This is a genomic window from Rhodococcus koreensis (assembly GCF_017068375.1).
Lineage (GTDB): Bacteria > Actinomycetota > Actinomycetes > Mycobacteriales > Mycobacteriaceae > Rhodococcus_F > Rhodococcus_F koreensis.
Genome location: NZ_CP070609.1, coordinates 8,496,142 through 8,517,692, shown reverse-complemented (window position 1 = coordinate 8,517,692; position 21,551 = coordinate 8,496,142). Strand labels below are relative to the sequence as shown.

The 21,551-nt window shown below is 65.8% G+C and carries 20 protein-coding genes and 2 pseudogenes; 11 read left to right on the top strand and 11 right to left on the bottom strand.

What is annotated here, in order from left to right:
• Positions 1–15: 15 nt before the first annotated feature.
• The 6 genes from JWS14_RS38790 to JWS14_RS38765 form a co-directional block, all read right to left on the bottom strand.
• Positions 16–798 carry an IS630 family transposase gene (locus tag JWS14_RS38790; RefSeq protein ID WP_206015531.1) on the bottom strand — a complete coding sequence of 261 codons (783 nt, stop codon included), beginning with the start codon at positions 796–798 and terminating at the stop codon, positions 16–18.
• Positions 687–1,157: a helix-turn-helix domain-containing protein gene (locus tag JWS14_RS38785; protein WP_241031581.1), complete on the bottom strand. Its 471-nt coding sequence runs from the start codon at positions 1,155–1,157 to the stop codon at positions 687–689. Before JWS14_RS38785 ends, JWS14_RS38790 begins: the two co-directional genes overlap by 112 nt.
• Before the next feature lie 107 nt (positions 1,158–1,264).
• The gene (locus JWS14_RS38780) at positions 1,265–1,426 is read right to left on the bottom strand and encodes a hypothetical protein (RefSeq protein WP_005569480.1); all 162 of its coding nucleotides are present in this window, start codon (positions 1,424–1,426) and stop codon (positions 1,265–1,267) included.
• Positions 1,423–2,556, bottom strand: a complete 1,134-nt coding sequence (locus JWS14_RS38775; RefSeq protein WP_206015530.1) for an IS701-like element ISRhosp4 family transposase — start codon at positions 2,554–2,556, stop codon at positions 1,423–1,425. The genes JWS14_RS38780 and JWS14_RS38775 overlap by 4 nt, the downstream gene beginning before the upstream one ends.
• Before the next feature lie 121 nt (positions 2,557–2,677).
• Positions 2,678–4,294, bottom strand: a complete 1,617-nt coding sequence (locus tag JWS14_RS38770) for a hypothetical protein (protein WP_206012473.1) — start codon at positions 4,292–4,294, stop codon at positions 2,678–2,680.
• 335 nt (positions 4,295–4,629) lie between these two features.
• Positions 4,630–5,763, bottom strand: a complete 1,134-nt coding sequence (locus JWS14_RS38765; RefSeq protein WP_206015529.1) for an IS701 family transposase — start codon at positions 5,761–5,763, stop codon at positions 4,630–4,632.
• A 94-nt stretch (positions 5,764–5,857) separates the two neighbouring features.
• Between JWS14_RS38765 and JWS14_RS38760 the strand changes: the two genes are divergently transcribed.
• From JWS14_RS38760 to JWS14_RS38735, 7 genes are all read left to right on the top strand, one after another.
• Positions 5,858–6,767, top strand: a protein-coding gene (locus JWS14_RS38760) for an IS5 family transposase (RefSeq protein ID WP_259376026.1) whose coding sequence is annotated in 2 segments (ribosomal slippage) — positions 5,858–6,208 and positions 6,210–6,767 — 909 coding nt in all. Because the reading frame shifts where the segments join, the coding sequence is not laid out codon by codon here.
• A complete protein-coding gene (locus JWS14_RS38755; protein ID WP_241031580.1) occupies positions 6,767–7,111 on the top strand; it encodes a hypothetical protein in 345 nt (114 codons plus the stop codon). The genes JWS14_RS38760 and JWS14_RS38755 overlap by 1 nt, the downstream gene beginning before the upstream one ends.
• Before the next feature lie 205 nt (positions 7,112–7,316).
• A complete protein-coding gene (locus JWS14_RS38750; RefSeq protein WP_206015528.1) occupies positions 7,317–7,625 on the top strand; it encodes a cupredoxin domain-containing protein in 309 nt (102 codons plus the stop codon).
• 63 nt (positions 7,626–7,688) lie between these two features.
• Entirely contained in the window at positions 7,689–8,012 is a 324-nt protein-coding gene (locus JWS14_RS38745) for a transposase (protein ID WP_072951788.1), read from the top strand.
• Positions 8,012–8,929, top strand: a complete 918-nt coding sequence (locus tag JWS14_RS50385; RefSeq protein WP_095860366.1) for an IS3 family transposase — start codon at positions 8,012–8,014, stop codon at positions 8,927–8,929. Before JWS14_RS38745 ends, JWS14_RS50385 begins: the two co-directional genes overlap by 1 nt.
• A complete protein-coding gene (locus JWS14_RS51260; RefSeq protein WP_259376023.1) occupies positions 8,817–9,071 on the top strand; it encodes a cupredoxin domain-containing protein in 255 nt (84 codons plus the stop codon). Before JWS14_RS50385 ends, JWS14_RS51260 begins: the two co-directional genes overlap by 113 nt.
• 275 nt (positions 9,072–9,346) lie before the next feature.
• Positions 9,347–10,141 (top strand): class I SAM-dependent methyltransferase, encoded by a 795-nt coding sequence (locus JWS14_RS38735; RefSeq protein WP_241031579.1) that lies wholly within the window; start codon positions 9,347–9,349, stop codon positions 10,139–10,141.
• Positions 10,142–10,852: 711 nt separating this feature from the next.
• On the opposite strand, the gene JWS14_RS38730 is transcribed toward JWS14_RS38735, so the two are convergent.
• From JWS14_RS38730 to JWS14_RS38710, 5 genes and pseudogenes are all read right to left on the bottom strand, one after another.
• Positions 10,853–11,425 (bottom strand): PIN domain-containing protein, encoded by a 573-nt coding sequence (locus JWS14_RS38730; RefSeq protein ID WP_072949434.1) that lies wholly within the window; start codon positions 11,423–11,425, stop codon positions 10,853–10,855.
• A gap of 9 nt (positions 11,426–11,434) precedes the next feature.
• Positions 11,435–11,995, bottom strand: coding sequence for a helix-turn-helix domain-containing protein (locus JWS14_RS38725; protein WP_072949467.1), 561 nt, complete (start codon positions 11,993–11,995; stop codon positions 11,435–11,437).
• A 349-nt stretch (positions 11,996–12,344) separates the two neighbouring features.
• Positions 12,345–13,127, bottom strand: coding sequence for a DUF3109 family protein (locus JWS14_RS38720; protein WP_206016270.1), 783 nt, complete (start codon positions 13,125–13,127; stop codon positions 12,345–12,347).
• Positions 13,128–13,355: 228 nt separating this feature from the next.
• Positions 13,356–14,649, bottom strand: a pseudogene (locus JWS14_RS38715) (FtsK/SpoIIIE domain-containing protein); the annotation flags it as partial.
• Between the two features lie 316 nt (positions 14,650–14,965).
• A protein-coding gene (locus JWS14_RS38710) for an IS3 family transposase (protein ID WP_241031578.1) occupies positions 14,966–16,419 on the bottom strand; the annotation gives its coding sequence in 2 pieces (ribosomal slippage) (positions 14,966–16,047 and positions 16,047–16,419; 1,455 coding nt in all).
• Positions 16,420–17,453: 1,034 nt separating this feature from the next.
• Here JWS14_RS38710 and JWS14_RS38705 point away from each other — a divergent pair.
• The 4 genes and pseudogenes from JWS14_RS38705 to JWS14_RS38690 all read left to right on the top strand — a co-directional run bounded on the left by JWS14_RS38705 (position 17,454) and on the right by JWS14_RS38690 (position 21,459).
• Complete coding sequence (locus tag JWS14_RS38705) at positions 17,454–17,771, top strand: hypothetical protein (RefSeq protein WP_206015526.1); 318 nt, start codon at positions 17,454–17,456, stop codon at positions 17,769–17,771.
• 40 nt (positions 17,772–17,811) lie between these two features.
• Entirely contained in the window at positions 17,812–18,210 is a 399-nt protein-coding gene (locus JWS14_RS38700) for a hypothetical protein (protein ID WP_206015525.1), read from the top strand.
• Positions 18,207–19,538: pseudogene (locus JWS14_RS38695) on the top strand (ATP-binding protein); the annotation flags it as partial. The gene JWS14_RS38700 and the pseudogene JWS14_RS38695, both read left to right, overlap by 4 nt.
• A gap of 214 nt (positions 19,539–19,752) precedes the next feature.
• Positions 19,753–21,459: a DEAD/DEAH box helicase gene (locus tag JWS14_RS38690; protein ID WP_206015524.1), complete on the top strand. Its 1,707-nt coding sequence runs from the start codon at positions 19,753–19,755 to the stop codon at positions 21,457–21,459.
• Positions 21,460–21,551 lie beyond the last annotated feature (92 nt).

The following is a 21,551-nucleotide window of genomic DNA, read 5'->3' as shown; positions in this document are numbered from 1 at the left end:
AGTAGACTGTCGCGGCTAAGTGTTGGGATATAGGTGGCGGAGTTTGATGCGGGCGTCGTCGGTGGTGAAGTGCCACTGGACCTGGCGTTGATCGGCGTTGGTCTGTCGTTGCCAGGCGGCGAGTTCGGCGCCCAGGGTCTCGAGGTCCTCGATGCGCCGGTCCAGACACTGGCGGGTCAGCACAGAGAGCTCGATCTCGGCGACGTTGAGCCACGAGCCGTGTTTGGGGGTGTGGTGGATCTCGAGTCGCTGCGCGAGCGCGAACGCCTCGGCCGGCTCGAAGGCCTCGTAGAGCGATCCGATGCCGTGAGTATTGAGGTTGTCCATCACCAGCACCACCGTCTCCGCGTCCGGGTAGTCCACGCACAGAAGCTCTTTGACCTGCCGAGCCCAGTCGATCTTGGTGCGCCGGGGCTGGGCATCGACACGCCGCCAGCCGGCCAGAGGCTCGACCCAGCAGAAGATCGAACAGGTCCCGTGCCGCACATACTCGGAGTCCTCCTTCAGATCGCGTCCCGGGCCTGCAGGGAGCGGGTCACGCACGTGAGCGAGGAGCTGGTAGGGCTTTTCGTCCATGCACACCACCGGGCGAGAGGGGTTGTGGGGGCGGGCGTAGACCGACAGGACATCTTCCATCCGGGCTGCGAACTCCGCGTTCGCCTTTGGTGGGATGGTCCAGCACTTCTTCAGGTGAGGACGAAGTTTCGTTCTTTTAAAATCCGGCCGATGGTCGAGTGGTCCAGGTCGGGGATGTCGTCGATCAGGGCGACGTGCTTCTCCAGCAGTCGCAGCGACCACCGGGCATGTCCCGCCGGGGGCTGTGTGCACGCCAACGCAATCAACCTGGCCTCGATCTCGCCGGTGATCTGCGACGGCACCGGTGGCAGGTCGCGCTGCTTGCGCCCGATCGTGGCCTCCACGTCCTGACTGGTCTCAGCGAACCGCTTGGCCACCAGTCGCACCGTCTCACCCGAGACCCCCAACCGTGCCGCGATCACCTTCTTCTCATCGACCGCCCCGACCGAGGTGTCCAGCGCCAGCAACACCCGGGCCCGCCGGATCATCGAAGCCGGATGCACCCCGGTCGTGGTCAACCGTTCCAAGAACTCACGATCAGCCGAGCTCAACGTCACCGGACGCTTCTTCTGCGAAGGCATTGACAACGGTCCTGACCGGCAGAGGGGAAGGGGAAGTCTGCCGCCTCCAACTTAAACGAAACAAGGCAGAACTAAGCAGCGACACGCTACTAGTACTGCAACGGCACTTATGGGAGGTGTCCGCGACGTCGGTAGTGGGAGGTGCGGGCCTGGTGTTGTCGGCGCCGTCGCCAGTTCGACCAGGACCAGATGTGCTCGTCCGGGTGGGCGTGTCGCAGGATCAGTTGCACGAGCAGGCGGCGGATCTCGGGTAGCGTGTACGCGATCATGCCCTGATCTTCGATCCCGATTCCCCCTTTACCGCTTCGGTTTTCGTTCCGGCGAGCCAGGCGAGGGCGAGCATCGACAAGGTGATGTGGGCGTACCAGGCCCGGTAGGTGCGTACCTGGTACTGGTCGAGGCCGGCCTCGTTCTTGGCCTGTTGGAAGCATTCCTCGACCCGCCACCGGGAGCCGGCGATGGTGGCGAGTTCGGTGAGCGTGGTGCGGCGGGGTCCGGCGCAGATGTAGTACGCGATCTCGGTCGGATCGGAGAGGGATCGGCGGGCGAGCAGCCAGTGCCCTCGCCCGGGTGCCCAGGCGATCCGGATCGGGATCCGCACCCAGGAATACTCCCGCGGCCCGTGTGCGCCGTCGCCGACGGAGATCCGGCGCCACTGCTTCGCCGGGACCGCGGCGATCATCTCGTCGGCGCGGCCGGAGCGGCCGTGCGGGGTGAACACATCGTCGTTGCACCGGGTAGCCAACACATACGAAACATCGCGTTCCTCGAGCCAGACCCGCAGGTACTTCACCTGCCCGTAGGCCTCGTCGGCGGTGACCCAGGAGAACGGGACCCGGGCGTCGAGGGCGCGTTCGATCATGTGTTGCGCCAGTCTCGGTTTGGTCGCGAACTCCACCTCGTCACCGATCCCGGCGGCGCGGCACCGGTCCCGGTCGGAGGTCCACGACTCGGGCAGGTACAGCTCCCGGTCGATGAGCGCGTGCCCGGCCGTGCTCGCGTAGGCGAGGAACACCCCGATCTGACAATTTTCCACCCGCCCGGCGGTGCCCGAGTACTGGCGTTGCACCCCGGCCGAGCGGGTGCCCTTCTTCAAGAATCCGGTGTCATCGACGATCAACACACCGGCCGGATCGCCGAGGCGTTCGACCACGTAGTCACGGACGTCGTCGCGGACCCCGTCGACGTCCCAGTCCGCCCGCCGCAGCAGCCGTTGCATCCCGTCCGGGCTCATTTCGCCGGCCCGCTCGGCGAGGGTCCACCCGTTCTTGCGTTCCAGACCCGCAACCAAACCCGTCACATATTCACGGACCCGGGACCGCGGCTCCGACCGGGCGAACCGACCGGAAATCCGCTCATGCAACGCTTCCAACTCGGCAGCAACCAGATCGAGGACCACACAACCAGTATCGTCTACCTGTCAAGCAAGTGCCGTTGCAGTACTAGGTAGCTAGAAGCGGCGTAGCCGGGTTTTGGGGTCAAGTTTGTGGTGTGTGGGTCACGTTCGACTGCTTGATATTTCAGGCTGCGAGTTGCGCTGTGGCGGTGAGGGTATCGACGGCGGTGCGGTAGGCGGTGGCAGCTGATCGCAGGCGGCCGGGAGTGGTTGTCGGAGCGGCGAGTTCGGCCAGGCCGGTGCGCAGGACCCGATCGTGGATACAGGTGAGGAACTTCGCGGTGTCGAGTCCGAGGTCGGTGACCTGATACCGGTGGGTGCCCTCGATCCGGACGATGAGGCTGCGGGTTTTCAGCCGGCGCAGGTCGTAGGTCATCTGCCCGGCGGACACTTCGTCCGGGTCGAGTCCACGCAGCTCGCCGGTGAGGGTGCGCAGGTCCTTGTTGGTGAAGCCGTTCGGGTGCAGCCGGAAGACCAGCAGTGCGGAGAGCAGGGCGTGGCTGCGCTGATCGGCGAACCGTAGTCCCGGGACACGGGTGCCGGTGGTGGTGATGACGGGGGCGGTGATGGCGGCGAGGGCGTCGGCGCCGATGATCGGGTCGTGGCTGAGTCGTTGGACGCGCAGTAGGCGGCGGTTGGCGTGGAAGCCGATCTCCCGCAGGGCGGGCAGATGTGTCAGTCGTTTCCCGAGGTGGAAATCGCGGGTGTCGTTGATGGTGGTTTCGGTGCGCAGGGCGCGTCCCTCCTTGTGGTACTGCTTGATGGTGGTGTGTTTGTAATCGACGTGCAGGCTGGGGGTGACGCCCTCGGTGATCACCCGGGTGCGGAATCGCCCGGGGGTGGCACGGGGGCCGCGGCGCATCAACCGCCGGTCGAAGACCAACGTGACCTGGTCGGGGCGGCCGAGATCGAGATTGTCGCGGATGACCTGTTCGAAGAAGACCCGACCGGAAACCGGGGCGTCGAGCATCTGGGTCAGGGAGAACTCCGCCTGCAACACCGACAGGTCGTAGCGGTAGCCGGCGTCCCGATCGGCGTCGGTGAACGGATCCGGCAGAATCGCCAGCCATTTCCGGAGGAGGGCGTCGATCCGTGGACCGGTCAGCCGATCGCAGATCGCCTGCAACGCGTCGGGGTCATCGACGGCGGCGAAGGCGTTGTCGAGCGCGGTGAACCCGAGCCCGGCCCTCGCGGCCTGACGCTGGGCCCAGTGGTGGCCGTTGATACAGAGTTTGGCGTTGTAGGGGAAGTACGAGCAGAACTTGAGGAAGAACGGGCCGAAGTCGGCGTCGACGCAGTAGAAGTAGTAATGGTTGACCACGCCGGTGGACTTGACGATCCACGGATAACTCTTGCCGTCGGCGTCGCGTCGTTTCTCCGTGCGGAACAGTGGTGTCCTCTCCTGCGCCCGGCCAATGAACACCACCCCCTCGGGTGCGGTGAACTGCTCGAGGTACTCGTGCATCACGTCGTCCTTGCGCTGGCCCTTCGCGAAGTCCACCCACGGGATGTGCCCGGTGTCGGCGAAGCGGTGCACCGCCGCAGCGAAGCGGTCGGTGATCCTGGCCAGCGGTGCGGTGGAGGCGACCGGCAATCCCAGCTGCCGATGCACGTAGGCGACCAGGCCGGGAGCGTACTGCAGGCCGGGAACGTAGACGTTGAGGTACATCCGGTCGATGCACTCGACGTCGAAGAGCGTGTGCGTGGTGAGCACGTCGGCGACGCTGCGCGGTATGGTCATGATGAGCTCCGGACGATCGGGCGGCCGGCAGGCCAACCAACCGCTACGACGGTTCATACACCCGATCGACGTCGTCGACCAGGGTCATCACCCCGACCGGCCGGGGCCCCCGGAGCGCAGCCGCCACCACACGACTCGTCGGGCTGGGGCGCAGCCCCGGTAGTACTGCAACGGCACTTATGGCAGGTGGCCGCGGGTTCGGTAATGACAGACGCGGGCCTGGTGTTGTCGGCGTCTCCGCCAGTGTGACCAGGACCAGAAGTGCTCGTCGGGGTGGGCGTGTCGCAGGATCAGATACACGAGTAGACGGCGGATCTCGGGTACCGTGTAGCCGATCATGCCCTGATCATTGGTTCCGATTCCCCCTTTACCGCTTCGGTTTTCGCCCCGGCGAGCCAGGCGAGCGCGAGCATCGACAAGGTGATGTGGGCGTACCAGGCCCGGTAGGTGCGCACCTGATACTGGTCGAGGCCGGCCTCGTTCTTGGCCTGCTGGAAGCATTCCTCGACCCGCCACCGCGAGCCGGCGACGGCGGCGAGTTCGGTAAGCGTGGTACGACGGGGTCCGGCGCAGATGTAGTACGCGATCTCGGTCGGATCCGACAGGGATCGGCGGGCGAGCAGCCAGTGCCCACGCCCGGGTGCCCAGGCGATCCGGATCGGGATCCGCACCCAGGAGTATTCGCGCCGGCCGTGCGCGCCGTCGCCGACGGAGATCCGGCGCCACTGCTTCGCCGGGACCGCGGCGATCATCTCGTCGGCGCGACCGGCGCGACCGTGCGGAGTGAACACATCGTCGTTGCAACGGGTGGCCAACACATACGAGACATCGCGTTCCTCGAGCCAGACCCGCAGGTACTTCACCTGCCCGTACGCCTCGTCGGCGGTGGCCCAGGAGAACGGGACCTGTGCGTCGAGGGCGCGTTCGATCATGCGTTGCGCCAGTCTCGGTTTGGTCGCGAACTCCACCTCGTCACCGATCCCGGCGGCGCGGCACCGGTCCCGGTCGGAGGTCCACGACTCGGGCAGGTACAACTCCCGGTCGATGAGCGCGTGCCCCGCCGCGCTCGCATAGGCGAGGAACACCCCGATCTGGCAGTTTTCCACCCGCCCGGCGGTGCCCGAATACTGGCGTTGCACCCCGGCCGAGCGGGTGCCCTTCTTCAGGAATCCGGTGTCATCGACGATCAACACCCCGGCCGGGTCACCGAGGCGTTCGACCACGTAGTCACGCACATCGTCGCGGACCCCGTCGACGTCCCAGTCCGCCCGCCGCAGCAACCGCTGCATCCCGTCCGGGCTCACCTCGCCGGCCCGCTCGGCGAGGGTCCACCCGTTCTTGCGTTCCAGACCCGCAACCAAACCCGTCACATATTCACGGACCCGGGAACGCGGTTCCGACCGGGCGAACCGACCGGAGATCCGCTCATGCAACGCTTCCAACTCGGCGACAACCAGATCAAGGACCACCCAACCAGTATCGTCTACCTGTCAAGCAAGTGCCGTTGCAGTACTAGGGCGTGTCTCCCAATGATTTGGGGTGTTGTGCTGCAGACTCTTCGCTGTGGCAGACGTTGTTAATCGGTTTGAGGTGTTGACGGACAAGCAGTGGGAGTTGCTTGCGCTGCTGTTGCCCAGTTCGGATGGGCTGCGGGGGCGGAAGTTCCAGAACAGCCGACTCGTGGTGGAGGGGATGCTCTACCGGCTGCGTACCGGGCTCCCGTGGCGGGATCTACCTGCGCATTTCGGCCCCTGGAAGACGGTGTGGAAACGGCATCGACGCTACGCCGGGGATGGAACGTGGGATCGGGTACTCATAGCCCTGGCCGCGATGGCCGATGCCGGTGGCGACCTGGATTGGGCGGTGTCGGTGGATTCCACCGTGGTGCGGGTGCACCAGCACGGCGCCAACGCCGCGCGTGACACAGGGGGATCTACCGAATTACACGAATCTGCTTGACGAACCGGTCGATCACGGCATCGGCCGGTCCCGCGGCGGGCTGACCTGCAAAGTCCACCTGGCGTGCGATGGCGACGGACGTCCCTTGTCGGTGCTGGTGGGTCCTGGCCAGGCCGGCGACAGCCCGATGTTCGGCCCGCTCCTGGAGGGCATCTGCGTGCCGCGCATCGGTGGCGGCGCACCCCGTACGCGCCCGGACGAGGTCCGTGCCGACAAGGCGTACACATCCAAGGCCAATCGAGAACTGCTACGCAGCAAGGGCATCAAGGCGGTCATTCCCGAGAAGTCCGATCAGGTGGCCAACCGCAAGAACAAGGGCAGCGCGGGCGGTCGGCCACCGAACTTCGATGCCGAGTCGTACAAGGGCCGCAACGTGGTGGAAAGGGCCTTCAACAAGGCAAAACAGTGGCGAGCGGTGGCAACCCGGTATGACAAGCTTGCCCTGACTTACCGGGCTGGATTCCTCCTCGCCGGCATCGTCGAATGGCTCAAACTATTGGGAGACACGCCCTAGTGCCCTATCTGACCGAGGCCGACCTCCGGCGGCTACTGACCAGCATCGTCGACGCCTTCCCCACCGGACGACTACAGTTCGACACGGTGGCGGTCTGGGTGTGGCGCACCTCGAAATGGGACCCGATGCTGCGCAAATACGACACCCAGTTCCACTGCGGCTTCAACGATCCGGCCGCGCTGGCCGATTGGCACCCGCGGCTCGAGTACGTCGACGAGGCACCGATGAACGACTCACCGGTGCTGATGGCCAAGGTGCCCGCGAACGTACGCCGCATGTTCCGCCTCTTGAACCTGCTGCCGGGCATGAAACGATCCACCCGCATTGTGCGGTTCCGGTTCTAGGTGAGCAGTTGTCGAACAGGCACTGAGACAGGGAAACACCGGAGGTGGCCGGGCAGGCCGGCAGGCGGATCACCCGCCGAAAGACGAACGTCCGGTCGCCCTCTGGATACCAACCCGAACGACAGTCCAACAGGTTCACCGGGGCGAGCGAATTTCTCTCGCGTGTTCGGTGAACGGAATGGGTCGATGATTCGTGGTATCGGGTATGAAGCTCTCCGCAGCTCTGCCGGCGGCTGCCGTCGTCGCGGCGTGTGCGCTCACCGCCTGCAGCGATGACGGCGGCAGCACCGTCGACTACGCACCCACCCCGACGGTCACCGACACGATGGCGATGCCGTCCTCCGACGGGGCGGTGGCGGCGGGAGCGAACGAGATCGTCATCTCGGGATTCGCGTACACGGTGCCCGCCACGGTGGCACCCGGCGCGCAGGTCACCATTCGCAACACCGACACGGCCGAACACACGGTGACCGCAGACACCGGCGGCACGTTCGACATCGAGATCGAGGGCTGAGGTTCCCCCCGGAAAGTGGACACCGACTTGGCGGGACACCGGTCCCGCTGGAAGGATGTCCGTATGCCCCCTCGCAAGCGTCGGTCGTTCACGACCGAGTACAAGGTCGAGGCTGCCCACCGGGTGATCGACTCCGGTCGCACCATCGCAGAGGTCGCCCGAGAACTCGGCCTCAACGAGAGTCTGTTGGGTGAATGGGTCAAACTCGAGCGGCGCAGAATCGCCGCCGCAGAGTCCCACGGAGAGAAGCCTTTGGACGCGGCCGAACACGCCGAGCTACTCCGATTGCGAAGGCAGGTAAGCGAACTCGAGAAGGACAACGCTTTCCTGGTAAAAGCTTCGGCGTACTTTGCCGCGATGCAGAAGAACCGACCCGGTTCGATCTGATGGCCAAGTACGCCGGCCCCGACAACATCGAAGAGACCGCCGGCACCGCCGCGCCGGAAGGTGAACGGTTCTCGATCCTGCGGATGGCGAGACTGCTGGAGGTGTCCACATCGGGCTACTACCAGTACGTCAAGCGCAGAGTCGCCACGGTGTTGACGCCGAGGCAACAGCGTCGCGCCGACCTCGAAGTCAAGATCGTCGAGATCCACCGGGAATCGAAGGGTACCTACGGGTCGCCGCGGGTCACGGCCGAGTTGCGGGCGCGTGGTGAGGTGGTGAACGCCAAGACCGTGGCCAAGATCATGGCCTCGCTCGGTGTGGAGGGCATCAGCCCGCGCACGTTCAAGGTCAAGACCACGGTGGTCGATCCGCAGGCGTCGTTCCCGCCGGATCTGATCGAGCGGCACTTCGATCGGGGCCGGCTCGATGCGGTCTGGTTTACCGACATCACCTACCTCACGTGCGGTGAGGGGGACATGTTCTTGTGTGCGATCCGGGACGGTCATTCACGGAAGGTGTTGGGATACAGCATTGCTAATCACATCAGCGCCGAGATGGTCACCACCGCCATCGATCGAGCCGTGGCCACGCGCGGTGGGCGGTGTCGCGAGACGATCCTGCATTCGGACCGGGGTGGGGAATACACTGCCCACCTGACCGCGGCGTCGTGTGTGCAGCACGGGTTGCGTCGGTCGATGGGTGCGACCGGGATTTGTTGGGACAACAGTCCATCCGAATCGTTTTGGTCGATCTTCAAGCATGAAGAATACTATCGGCACGTCTATGCAACGAAGGCTGATCTCGTTGCTGGCGTTGACAACTGGATTGTCTTCTACAACACTGTTCGACGGAACTCTACGGTGGGGATGCACAGTCCCGACAGCTACGAGAAGTTGCTTCAGGTGGGAGTCGCCTGAGGCACGCAACCCCCTTGTCCACCGTTCGGGGGGAACCTCAGACGGCGAAACCGCGACATTGACGGTGCCACCGGCACCCGGTACCTACCCGTTCCATTGCACATATCACTCGAACATGCACGGCGACTTGACCGTCGGGTGACGAGGTCATCGCCGATCCAGGTTCCACCCGATGGGAATGCGCAGCTACCTGCCCGCGCCGCGCACGGTGGATGAGGCGCTCGCGGGCACGCTCGACATCTCCGGTCTCGTGATCATGGCTGCAGTGAACTCGACGCGATGGTTCTGCTCATCGACGACGGCGTCGATCGCGCGCAGTCGGACGGTTCCTGCACGTTGGACAAGGCTACCCGGAATATCCGTGAACCCTCGGGGGTCCGCGTGAACCCTCGGGGGTCCGGTTTCGTGAAATAGGTTATGACCGCTCAACAATCCGGGGCGGCCCCGGAGTACGACGGGATGTGGTCGACGGCGCTGGTCCGCGGGCTGATCCGCGAGGACGCGCTGCGCTCGTCGAGCTACTCGGACACCGGCTATATCGACCTGCTCGAATCGGGTCCACCGGCCCGGCGCGCTCTCGCGCAGCGTGCGATGACCAACAACCGGGTTGCCGCCGTCTACGAGCGGCTGTGGCGGCCGATCGTCGTCGCGGCGCTGAGCCTGCACGGACTCTCCGTGGTTGACGAGCGCGCAAGGGCCGCCGCGGCCCTGCATCTCGACGGCGAGCAACGAGTGCTCGACGTGGCGTGCGGTCCGGGAAACTTCACCGGTTTCTTCGCCGACAGGCTCGCCGGCGACGGATTCGTCGTCGGATTGGACACCTCACTGCCAATGCTCGAACGCGCAGTCCACGACAACCCCCGCCCGCGCGCGGTCTACCTTCACGCCGACGCGCTCGAGCTTCCCTTCGACGACCGGACATTCGACGCCGTGTGCTGTTTCGCGGCACTGTACCTCGTGGCGGAGCCGTGTGCCGTGCTCCGCGAGATGGTGCGGGTGTTGGCGCCAGGTGGGCGGATCGCGGTGATGACCAGCTACGGTCGCGAATCCTTCCTCGTGCGGAAGGGACTCGAGCTGGGCGCAACGCTGTGTGGGGTACGGGTCTTCGACCGCACCACCGTCCCGGCCTTCCTCGCCGCCGCTGGACTGCTCGACGTCGACCAGCAGCTGCGCGGCATCTCCCAGTTCGTCACCGCCCGCCAGCACGGGTGACCGGTTCATGGCGAGGAGGACGCGACCGGCTGTGCCTGGCCCTCGATGCCACCGTCCGATACGAGTTGTTCTCGGTGTTCGAGGTCACTCCTGGGGTTCTCGGCCCGGCCCGGCCCGGACCGGTCCGCGGCTAGTGCAGCACGCTCAGGTCTTCCTCGACGGGCCCGCGGACACGGGCGTGGTGCTCCGCGAGTTGTACGACGCGGGTGGTGATTTCGTACCGATGGCCAGTGCCATCGCCACCGCGAACGGCAGTTCGTCGCCAGCGGCGGCGAGTGCAGGGCGAAGCTGGTGTGCGACCCAGTCGGATGCGGCCAGGACTCGAAATCTCCTGTGGCGCTGCGATCGACCCCAAGTGGCTCAACTACCGGCAGCGGCTTTTCGTCCCGACCTGGCGTGCCATGGAACCGGCGGAATTCCGGCACCACTTCACGGTCTACCGCCCCGTCACCGGAGCGTCGGTGTTCCCCTTCGACCTCGCCTCCACAGTGCTGCTGACCATCACCACCTACTCCGCCGTCAAGACGGCGGGACGCGGGTGTGACCAGGCTGCCCGACCGCACGGGAATAGACCCCGCGGCGCCCAGGCCAGCCACAGATACCGGTGCCACGGAAACGTCGAACGGATGCGGGGGCGCGGAAGGACGGACTACGAACCAGAAGTCACCACGCCACAATACGATTAATCTCGTGCAAGTCCGGCGCGAGACATCATTCGCGATCGCGCAGCAGTGCAACGGCATCGTCCATCCCGTACCGGGTCACCAACTGATCGAGGACCTCATCGGCGGTCATCGGTGGCCGCGCCAGGCGGGCCGCGAGCATATCCACCGCGCGCGCCGCCGCGGCCGGGGACACCGACACCGTGTCGCCTGCGAACTCCGCCGGCGAGATCACCCGGATGTTCCCCGGAACTCGTTCACGAGGAAAGTCCTTCCGATTCAGCGTGACGATCACCCCGGCCCCGCCGACCACGGCGGCCGCAACGACATGCTCATCGTCGGGATCGGGCAGCGAAAACGCACCCTCGAGTGGCTCCCAGCCGGTCACCAGGGCGTCGTCGAAGTGCTCGCGCATCGTTCCCACCAGCCGCGCACCAGCGGCTTGGGCTGCCGCCGCACTGTGCCCGCGTCGTTCCAGTTTCGCGGCCTCGTGGAATTCGAGTTCGTCGAGGATTACCTCCGACCACAACGGCCGGTACAAGCCCTCAACGGCCATCGACAGCAGGAAATCCCGCTGCAGGCTCGGCCAGAGAACACACGTATCGAGAACTGCTGCGAACACCCCGGCTGCCTATCGACCACCCGCCGCGGCTGACCGGCCCGCGCTGCGGGAGCGTCGGCGCTCCGCGACCGCCTTCCGCGCGGCCTTCAGCTGCTCCGCGACCGCCGCTGGATCGTCCTCGTCGTCGATCTCGACAGCGGTCTGCGCGAGTGCCTCGTATTGGCGGGCACGACGCTGCTGCTGGTACTCGAGTACATCGCGCAACAACAGCCGATGTCGAGTGCCGACCTTCTCCGCCGGCAACTCCCCCACGTCGATCCATCGGCGCACCGTCGGTCGGCTCACCCCCAGCAGATCCGCGGCCTGCTGCGTCGTCAACATCGTCGCCTGGGGTGCCACCGTCACCGCACGTCCGGCCTGCAAGGCGGCCACAACCTGCTTGAGCGCGGCATGCACCTCTGCCGGCAACTCCACCTGATCGTGCTCACCGGCACCCACCAGGAGATACCGCGGCTCCACCCGGTCGCCACGGCGCCGCTCGTGCGCATCGAGGAAGCCAACGACCTCCGCCAACCCCACACCCGCCGCCTGCGGCAGATACGTGTGCTGATCCAACGCCTGCGCACCCATCACGAACTCCTTCCGTTCGAAAGAATCGTAACACCTTTCGAATCTTTCGAATAGGTACGTGGAGGAGACGTTCACCTGCCCAGCCGCGGTACACGGCAGCACCGACGGCGCACCGACCCCTAACCATCGTCCCAGGTCAGCAAAGGTCCCGCGACCATGTGTCGAACCGTCCATCTCAGTGATCACCGAGCTCGACGTCTCAGAGGTCCTCCGCCTGCCCGGCCGAAAATGAGGCCACTCAAGCCGGAGCCTGGGAGCTCATTACCCGGAATCGACTGGTACGTCGACCCTGTGGTAGATGCACACAACGGGGTGACCGGGGTCGCCGTCCTCAGGGTTCGCCGCTCCGTTACCGGGAATTCTTCGCGGCGACCGCGGTCGCCGGGTGCACGGCGATCAGGCCGAGTCCTTCGCGTCGCTTGCACAGTCGCGCCAGTTCCCGATACGCGGCCTCACCGAGCAACTCGGTGAGCTCGGGCGCATACGACTCCCACACCGCCTTGGCGCCGACATGCGCATCCGGCGAGCCGGAGCAGTACCAGTCCAGATCCGCGCCGCCCTCACCCCAACCGCGGCGGTCGTACTCGGTGATCGTCGTCTTCAGGACCTGCTCACCGTCGGGTCGCTCCACCCATTCGTGGGTCCGCCGGATCGGCAGCTGCCAGCACACGTCCGGCTTCACCTCGAGCGGCTCGATCCCACGCCGCAGTGCCATCGAATGCAACGCGCACCCGATCCCACCCTCGAAGCCGGGACGGTTGAGGAAGATGCACGCGCCCTTGTAGCGGCGGGTACGCAGCGCCGGCTTGTCCTCGAGCTCATCCTCCTCGATGTACCCCTGCTTCCCGAGACCCTCCTTCCTGAACTGCCAATCCTCAGGTCTGAGCAGCTTCACCGACTCGTGCAACCTCTCGACATCTTCCTCGTCGGTCAAGAACGCGCCGTGCGAGCAGCAGCCGTCGTCGGGTCGGCCCGCGATGATGCCCTGGCAGGCCGGGGTGCCGAACACACAGGTCCAGTGCGAGAGCAGCCACGTCATGTCCGCGGCGATGAGATGCTCGGCGTCGTCGGGATCGAGGAACTCGACCCATTCCCGAGCGAAGTCGAGCGCAACCTCGGGGCTGGGCGCCATCTTGTGCGCACGCCCCGCACTACCTGCTGTCACAAACCCCCACGCTAGCCAACCCACATAACAGCCAAGGACTGATCAGATCCCCGTCCGGGATCAAACAATGCCCGCCACGAATCGCGCCGATACACCAGGGAGACCACCGCTGCGATAGACGACCGATCAACCCCAGCACCATTGCCGCACAACGGACAACCGTTGACGGGCACAGCCCACAACGTCTGGAACCGGCAGCAAGCGGATGCCGGCCGAGCGGGCCAGGACCGCGAGGTCGGCCCACGCTCCCAGCGGGTCGAGTTGCTTGATCTGGGCGCGGATCTCCTCGTCCTCGTCCTTGGCCAGTCGCTGCCATTTGCCGGAGAGGATGAAGAACTCGTCGAGGACGGCGATCAGCAACGGCAGTTGCGAGGGTTCGATCTTTTTCACGTGCACGTAGTGGTTGCGGGCCATCATTTCCGCGTGCAGGGCGCGCACGAGGATCGCGGAGCGGACGGCGTCGTAGACGATGGCCGCGCATCCGGGGTAGCCCTCGAGACCGTCGAGTTCGATCATCTTCGGGTCGACCCCGAGGAAGGGGATTCCGCGGCGTGAGGCCTCGGTGAGCAGGGTGCGGATGACTGAGGTCTTGCCGCCGCCGGTGGGGCCGACGATCAGGCAGTGCGGTTTGTTCGATTTGGTCGAGACATCCCAGTACAGGCTGAGGTTCGCTGCGCCGGTGGCGTAGGGCAGGTGGCGGAGGTTCTCGTCGACCAAGGCGGGGGGTGGTCTACGCGGGTGGGCAGCGGCGCCCGCAGGTACATCACCAGGTATCCCTCGGAGGGGGTGAACGTGATCTTGTAGCCGATCTCGATTCCGTCGTCGTCGCAGGCGTCGACCGTGACGGCGGGTTCTTTGAAGATGGTGCCGGCGGACAACGCGGTTTGTCGGGCCTTGTGGCGGGGCGATCGGGTGTCGGGTTCGATGGGTGTGCGGGTGATCAGGATCAGGTCGCGGTGCGCGTGGTGGCGGACGGTGTAGGTGTGCGTGCCGGTGCGGCCGGCTGCTCCTCGGACGGCGGTGGTGAATTCGTCCATCTCCTTGGGGCGGATGATCGCACCCCGCGGAAGTCCGATCTTTGCGCTGCGCAGTGCACCGATTCCGGGTGGGAACGCGACGGTCACCTTGACCGGCAGGTGCCGCGTCGTCTGCCGTAACTGCGCTTCGAGCGCCAGGCCCTGTCGGTGGCCGCGCCACCGGAGAATGTCGACCGCGATCCACGCGGCGGCGAGGACGGCGAGCGGCCAGCGATAGCTGTGGAGCGTGGTGATGAGCTGGCCGGCCTGGTCGACCGCGTCTGTGAGCGCGGTGTCGGCGAGTTGGGGTGCGTAGAACGCGAGGGCCGCGGAGGCGACCGCGACCGGGGCGAGGGTTCGGTACGCGCCGACGGCGGGCTCGGGTGCCGACTGACTGCTCGGCCGATTGCGGGCGCCGGGGGCGGGCCGAACAGTTCGATCAGGAGGTCCTTGAGCGGATCCCGCTGCGCCATCGCTTCTCCCCTTTCCTGCTCGATTGATGCCCGCGTCGGAATGCGGTCGGGTGTGATGGATGCGCACACTGGCAGATTCGGGTGATCTCACTCAACGTGATCTGTGGATAACTTCGCTCAGAGGCTGCTCACGACCTGTACGTGACACTGCGCCGATAGGGCGCGGCGTCACGGCCGGATGGTGCAGGTGCGCATGCTCACACCCACCGGATCGCGTGTGCCACCGGTGCGGCAAGGACTGCGCTCGGTCGACTTCCACAACGAATACCGACGTGGACGAGGCGGAACTTGTCAAGGGAGTTGAGTCCACCGGGTGTTAAGCGGCTGACGTTTCGGCCTCCGCAGAATCGTCGGCGGGGCGGTTGATCCAGACGGTGTCGGGCAGGTCGAGGATCTTCGGCGCTGTCGTAGTGCCGAAGCGGTACGGATGCCTGGCCCGTGCCGCCTCGAGTACCTGCCGACGTTCGGCGGCCTTCGCCGACGCCAAACCGAAGTGGACGTCGGCGGCAGTGTGTAGCCCGATGCCGGTGTGGCGATGCTCGTGGTTGTACCACTCGGTGAACTGCATCATGAATTCCCTTGCCTCACCCAGCGATCCGAACCGTTCGGGGAACTCCGGTCCATACTTGAGGGTCTTGAACACCGCCTCCGAATACGGGTTGTCGTTCGAGACCCGCGGCCGCGAATGCGAGCGGGTAACGTCGAGATCCGACAGCAGTGACGCGACAGACTTGCTGGTCATCGACGTGCCACGGTCGGCGTGCACGACCTGCGGAATGCCGTGCACCGCGAAGATCTGCTCCATCAACTCCCGTGCCAGCACACCCGATTCGTGTGCGTGGACGTGCACACCGACGATGTACCGCGAGTAGATGTCGATCATCACGTAGGCGTCGTAGTAGCGGCCCTTGTCCGGCCCGGCGAGCTTGGTGATGTCCCACGAGTACACCTGCCGCGGGGCGGTCGCGACCAGCTCCGGGCAGGTTCTCGCCGGGTGCCGGGCGAGCCTGCGGCGTTCGCTGACCTGCGCGTTCTCCCGCAGGACGCGGTACATCGTCGACACCGAACACAGGTAGACACCCTCGTCGAGGAGTTGCGCGTACACCTCGAGCGGCGCCTGATCGACGAACCGGTCACTGTTGAGTGTGTCGAGGATGCGGCGGCGTTCGATCGGGGTGAGCTTGTTCGCCGGCGGATGCGTAGGTCGGGCTGGAACGGAAGGTGTCGGTGCGGCGGCTGCGGCGCGACGCCGGACCGCGGTCGACCGGACTACACCGGTCACTGCGCTTGCTGTTCTCGTCGACATCCCGACGTCGGTCAGTTCGGTCCATGCTGCGGTCAGCGCTTGGTTGGCTTGTCGTCCAAATCCGCTCTCTCGGAGAGCGATTCCAAGAGAGCATGCGCTTTTCCCATGATGTCCAGGGCGGCTTCGGTGGTGGCCAGTCGCTTGTTCGTGCGGTCGAGTTCCCGCTTGAGGCGAGCGATCTCGGCCTGCTCGGCGGTGAGTTTGCCGACCTTCGCGACGGCGGGTTTGCCGTCGAGGACGCCGGCGTCGCGTTGCTTGCGCCACTCAGTGATGAGAGAGGAGTAGAGGCCCTCTCGGCGCAGGTAGGCGCCGCCTTCGTTCGTCTGGCAGGCCTGCTCGTAGGCGGCCAGGTGCGCGAGCTTGTCCGCCGGGGCGAATGAGCGTCGGCGTGGTCCGTCGGAACGTGGGTGGGAAGACTCCATGTGACCATTGTCCCCGGCTACGGCCAGGCTGGAAATTGTCATTGTCGGGTTGATCCGTATCTCGCCCTGCAGGCGGGGTTGCTGTGAACCGTTGGACTCAACTCAGCCTGACACGCAGGGAGGCGGGCGCACAGTGCCCTTCGTCAGCCTCGGCTACCCCTAGTCCACATGCGATTGTGAGAGTCGCGTTCAGACGGCTGCGCGAGTCGGTAGTCGACCAACCTCACAATGGCTTCGCGGGCGCTTGAGGGACGTGCCGAGGCGCGCGTGCACGTGCGCGACAGAGCGATCCCGACACCGGGTGATCCGGCGGACATCACACGCGGTTTCACCCGCTCCTCGGGAGCGGTCGGCGATCGCCCTCGGGCGTGTCACTGCGGCGATCCGCGGAGCGGTCCGGCGAGCGCTCGCCATAGCGCGTGAACAGCATGCTGTGACATTGGTTGGCGCGGAGCATTTTTCCCAGGTACACTCCCCTAGGCCCGAAGGTCCGGGGAGTGACCCCGAAGGGGACGGCGTTTTCACCCGCCCTTCGAGGCGCGCCGACGCATCGCCGAAATCCGCCCTCTCCACCATTGCCCCGCGCACGCGGGCGGTGGCACGGTGTGAATGCTCCGCCGTTTCGGGCGAATCCTGACTCCTCTCTCGCGCCCGGTTCGCGATGCTCAACTGCGTCTGCTGTGCGACACGGTGAAGGGTGTGATGGTCGATCGGTCGTGGTGCCGTGCCCGAACACGGACTGCCCGGCACTCGTCCGGGCCCAGCCGACTCCCAGCCCGATTGCAGGGTGATCCGTTGCTTTTTGTGCCGGTTTCGTAGCACATGATGCGCGGACGCCACGTGCGCGATTCCGAGCGGCGAGCAGCACCGGGCGGCACACACGCAGCGGCCCAACCTCTTTCCGGTCACCGCCCTGCTCTCATCGTGCCCGGCCACCGAATCACCCGGCACCTGCCCGACACGCGTCTGAGTGAAAAGTTATCCACAGGTCACGTTGATTCTCACGGTGCGCCTCTTCTACGGTCCCGCACAACCACGTTCACCCATGTCAGCTACGCACCTGTTGGAGAGGCACAATGTCCGCACTCGCTTCCACCGCCGTCGACCTCGCGAACGCGACTTACCCCGCACCCGATGTCACCACCGTTGCCCAGCAAACGGAAGTCAGCACCGGAGGTCTCAGGACGTGGATCGAGGACAACATCGTCTTCACCATCCTGATCGTCATTGCCTGCGTCCTCCTGACCGGTGGCCTGCGCGGGAACCTGTCGAAAGTGGTCACCGTCGGCGGGTTGACGTTGGTGGGTCTTGCATACCTCGGTATCGCCACCTCCGCATCCGCAGCCAACGGCCTCGGAAACTGGGCCCTCGGCCTCTTCGGCATCAACGTCTGACCCCGTGATCGTTCCTGCACGACGAAAGGGGGAGCGTTAGGTGATCAACAACGACGACCTGCTCTACCGGGTGGACCGGCACTATCTCGGACCGACCGGATACACGTTCCCGGTGCGGATCCGCTACACCGCATTGGCGGTCGGCGTCCTGGTCTTCATCGCGGTGTTCCTGATCGCCCGTGCCATCCTGCACCTGCCGCTCGGGTTCCGGCCGCTGATGCTGATGCTCCTGGTGACCGTGTTCGTCACCCACCACATCGCCAAGTACGTCACCCCGGACCGACCCCTGCGATCGGTGCTTCGGGCGGCCTTCAACGATCTCAACGCCCCACGGCCTCCGAAGGCAGGAGAGACGGTGTTCGTCACTCTCCCCGACCGGCTGACCGCTGGCACCCGACCCGACACGGTCCGCATCGACGGTGAGGACGCACACCGATGACCACGGACGACAACGACAACGACATCGCATCACTGTTCGACCCTCAGCTCGAAGATCCGGTGCCGGTGATCCCACCGGGAGCGCTGCCGCCGTCATGGGCAGCGGGGCGGCAGCGCCCGGCCCCGCAGCCGGGTCCGCGCGCATGGTCGGAAGTGGAACTCCCCCCGCACCCGGTCACCGAGGCGCCCGAGGTCGACGCCCGCGCCTCGGACCCCACCACCCTCGCGGAAGACACCCGCACGCGGGAGCGGCAGCGCAAGACCTCCCAGCGCCGCGGGAAGTCGCCTGCCGATCGCGAAAACGCGGCGGCGATCGACTACCTGCTCCGGCGGTCGGCGACCATCGGTCTGCCGCTCGCGGCGGGGGGTGCAGTGGCCGGCGGCGGCGACTGGGAAGAGGGTGATGTCGCCGCCCTCGAAGACCTCACCGACCTGTCCCTGACACCCGGGGATGGCTACACCACCGTCTCCGGCGTGGTCGACGGCCGGCGTTACACCGGTGCCGTCATCATCCTGACGGTCGGGCGCATGGCCCCGCTGCCGATTCCGGAGCGGATGCTGCCCTGGCAGGTCATCGGCGACCCCTCCGGGGAGCCGCTGGAATGGTCGGATCGGATCGAACTGCACGACAAGGCGAAAACCATCCGCACCATGCGCTCGCTGACGGGAAGGATCGAGCACCAGTTCGACCACTACACCGTCGAACACGATCAGGTACCGCCGAAGGAACTGGCCGAGCAGCACGCCCGCGTCCAGGACGTCATCTCCGACGTCGAGGAAGACCACTCCGGGCTCTCCACCCGCACCTCCGGCTGGTACCGGGTCGCCGTCGTCGGCACGACCCCGGACGAGGCCCGCAAGAAGGTCGCCGGTCTGCGGAAGATGTACAAGCCGCACATCGCCCTCGAGCACGAGCACGGACAGTTCCTGCTACTGCGCGAATTCATCCCCGGCCAGCCGCTCGCCAGCAAGCGGCACATGGATGTCGAAGCAGTTGCCGCGGGCATGGCCACCGCCGGTGACCGAATCGGTGACCGCCGCGGAGTGGTGCTCGGGGAGACCTCGTCGATCGCGCCGCGCCCGGTGATTTGGGACCTGTTCGCCGCGCACGAGATCAAGCACAAGTCCGGTCTGACCCTCATCGTCGCGGTGCCCGGGTCCGGTAAGACGTTCCTCGCCGGGATGATCGTCTACCAGGCGGTCCGCGCCGGCGCCTACGGAGTCGTCCTCGACCCCTCCGGACCACTGAAGGAACCCGCGAACCTGCCCGAATTCCGGGACATCGCCCGGGTCTACGCACTCACCGGCCGCGACTCACGCCCCGGGGCCGCCAGACTTCGTGGCTGCGCCGCCAACCAATATAGTGTCGACAGCGTTGTAACCGTCGGCCGAACCTGTGGTTGTGGAGACTATCGACGTAGATGATCGACCTGCCGTTGCATCGGCCCCCGCGCCCGCGATTCCTCGGCGCCAGCCGCCGCGACGGGCCGCCACATCCACCGCAGTCGACCCTGGCGACTCGCCCTGGGAATAGCCTGCACTCATGTCCGCACGGAAGACCACCCAGCGACGCTCCAAGCCCAGACGAGCCAGCGCCGCCCCGCTGATACCCACCCCGGGGAACGGGGAGCGCATCTGGATCCTCGACGTCCCATACCGGGCGCCCGCACCCGGTGCCAAGTACTACAAGGCGCTCAAAGCGTATGCCTACATCGGCGCTCAATTGCCCGACGAACTCGCCGTCTACGCGTCGAAACCGTACTCGTACGCTCGCTGGGTCGAAGAGGACATCAACGGCGTGCGGCAACCGGGCGCTACTGGTTTCCACAAGATACCGCGGCCAGAACAGGTGGACGCCGCGAAGGCGATCGCGATGGCCTTTCGCCACGGCAAGCGCGGATTTCTGTTGGCCGACGAGCCCGGTGTAGGCAAGACCGGCAGCGCGATCATCGGCGCGAAGGCTGCGCTGAAATTGGGGGGCGGCGACACCGTACTCATCGCCGTGGACCGGCCAGCCCAGATCACCATCGCCGCGTGGCGCGACGCCCTCGCTGCGTTCGGCGACGGAGGCTATCGGTGGCTGATCATCTCCCCGGACCAGCTCAAGAAGTTGCTCGGACGCAACGGCCAACCGAAGTACTCCTTCTCCGTCATCATCAACGACGAGGCACAGCAATTCAGGAACCTCACCGCCCAGCGCACCCAGTACCAGCGGCGCGTCAACCGCCTCTCCGCGACGCCGGAGAAGGCGCCGTTCGTGATCACCGTGACGGCGACGCCGGGTCATCACCCAGGCGAATACACCTACTTGTCTTCGCTTTTCGCGCAACTGCACGATGACCCGCCGGGCGAGTGGGCCGATCTTGGCAAGAAGCTGGTCGAGCATGGACTTCCCCTGGCTCCCGGGTGGGACAAGGGCAAATGGGACTGGAACGACCAAGCAAAAGGTTCTCAGCGGCTGCAGCATCACGCCCTCACCCGCGTCCGGAAATGGATGACCGACTGCGACCCGCCCGTCATGGTGCATCGCGACGCGCCCTGGGGGCCGCCACCCATCGACGGCCTGCCACTCGACTTCACCGCCACCCAATGGGCTGCGTACCACCAGGACTGGAGTGAGTTCCGGAGCGCGATGAGGATCGCCCGCCAGGGGAACGACACCGCCCGCGGCCGTGCCGCTCTGATGCGGTTCCGGCAGAAGGCAGGCATGCTGAGAGCCCCGCAGACCGCCGAGTTGGTAGCCGCACACGTCGAACGCGGCTACCAGGTACTCGTCGCCGTCGAATTGGTCACCACGGCCGCCGACCCGGTAGCCAACCTCGTGGAGGAGCACGGCATCGGCGTCTCACGCATCTTCGGCGGCGGCGATCTCGAGACGGAACGCATCAGATTTCAGCGCGGCCACAACCCGGTCGTAGTGTTTAACACCGCATCTGCGATCAACCTGCAGGCGTCCGAATTGATGGTCGACGGTTCCCGAGCCTCATCGGCACGCCGCATCGGGTTCTTCCACCAGCCTCGCTACTCCGGAATTGCCGCACGCCAAACCATGGGCCGTGCGCATCGCGACGGGCAGGTCTGCTCATGGTCACTCCTGTTCGCCACCGAAACGGTGGAGGAGCAGGCGGCTCGGATCATGATCAATCGGCTCATGGTGACATCAGCCAGTGTCGACGGTGATCTCGAGGCGTTCGGGAAGCTCGCGCGGCTGTTCGACGCAGACTGGCTTCCCGAAAGCATGTTCGAGTAGGAATGACGCCCGGACCAGGGACTTCCGCAATCGAAAGTGAGCGGATGTACATATCCCCCGCAAGTGTGCTCACAGTTGGGTGTCCAACTGTG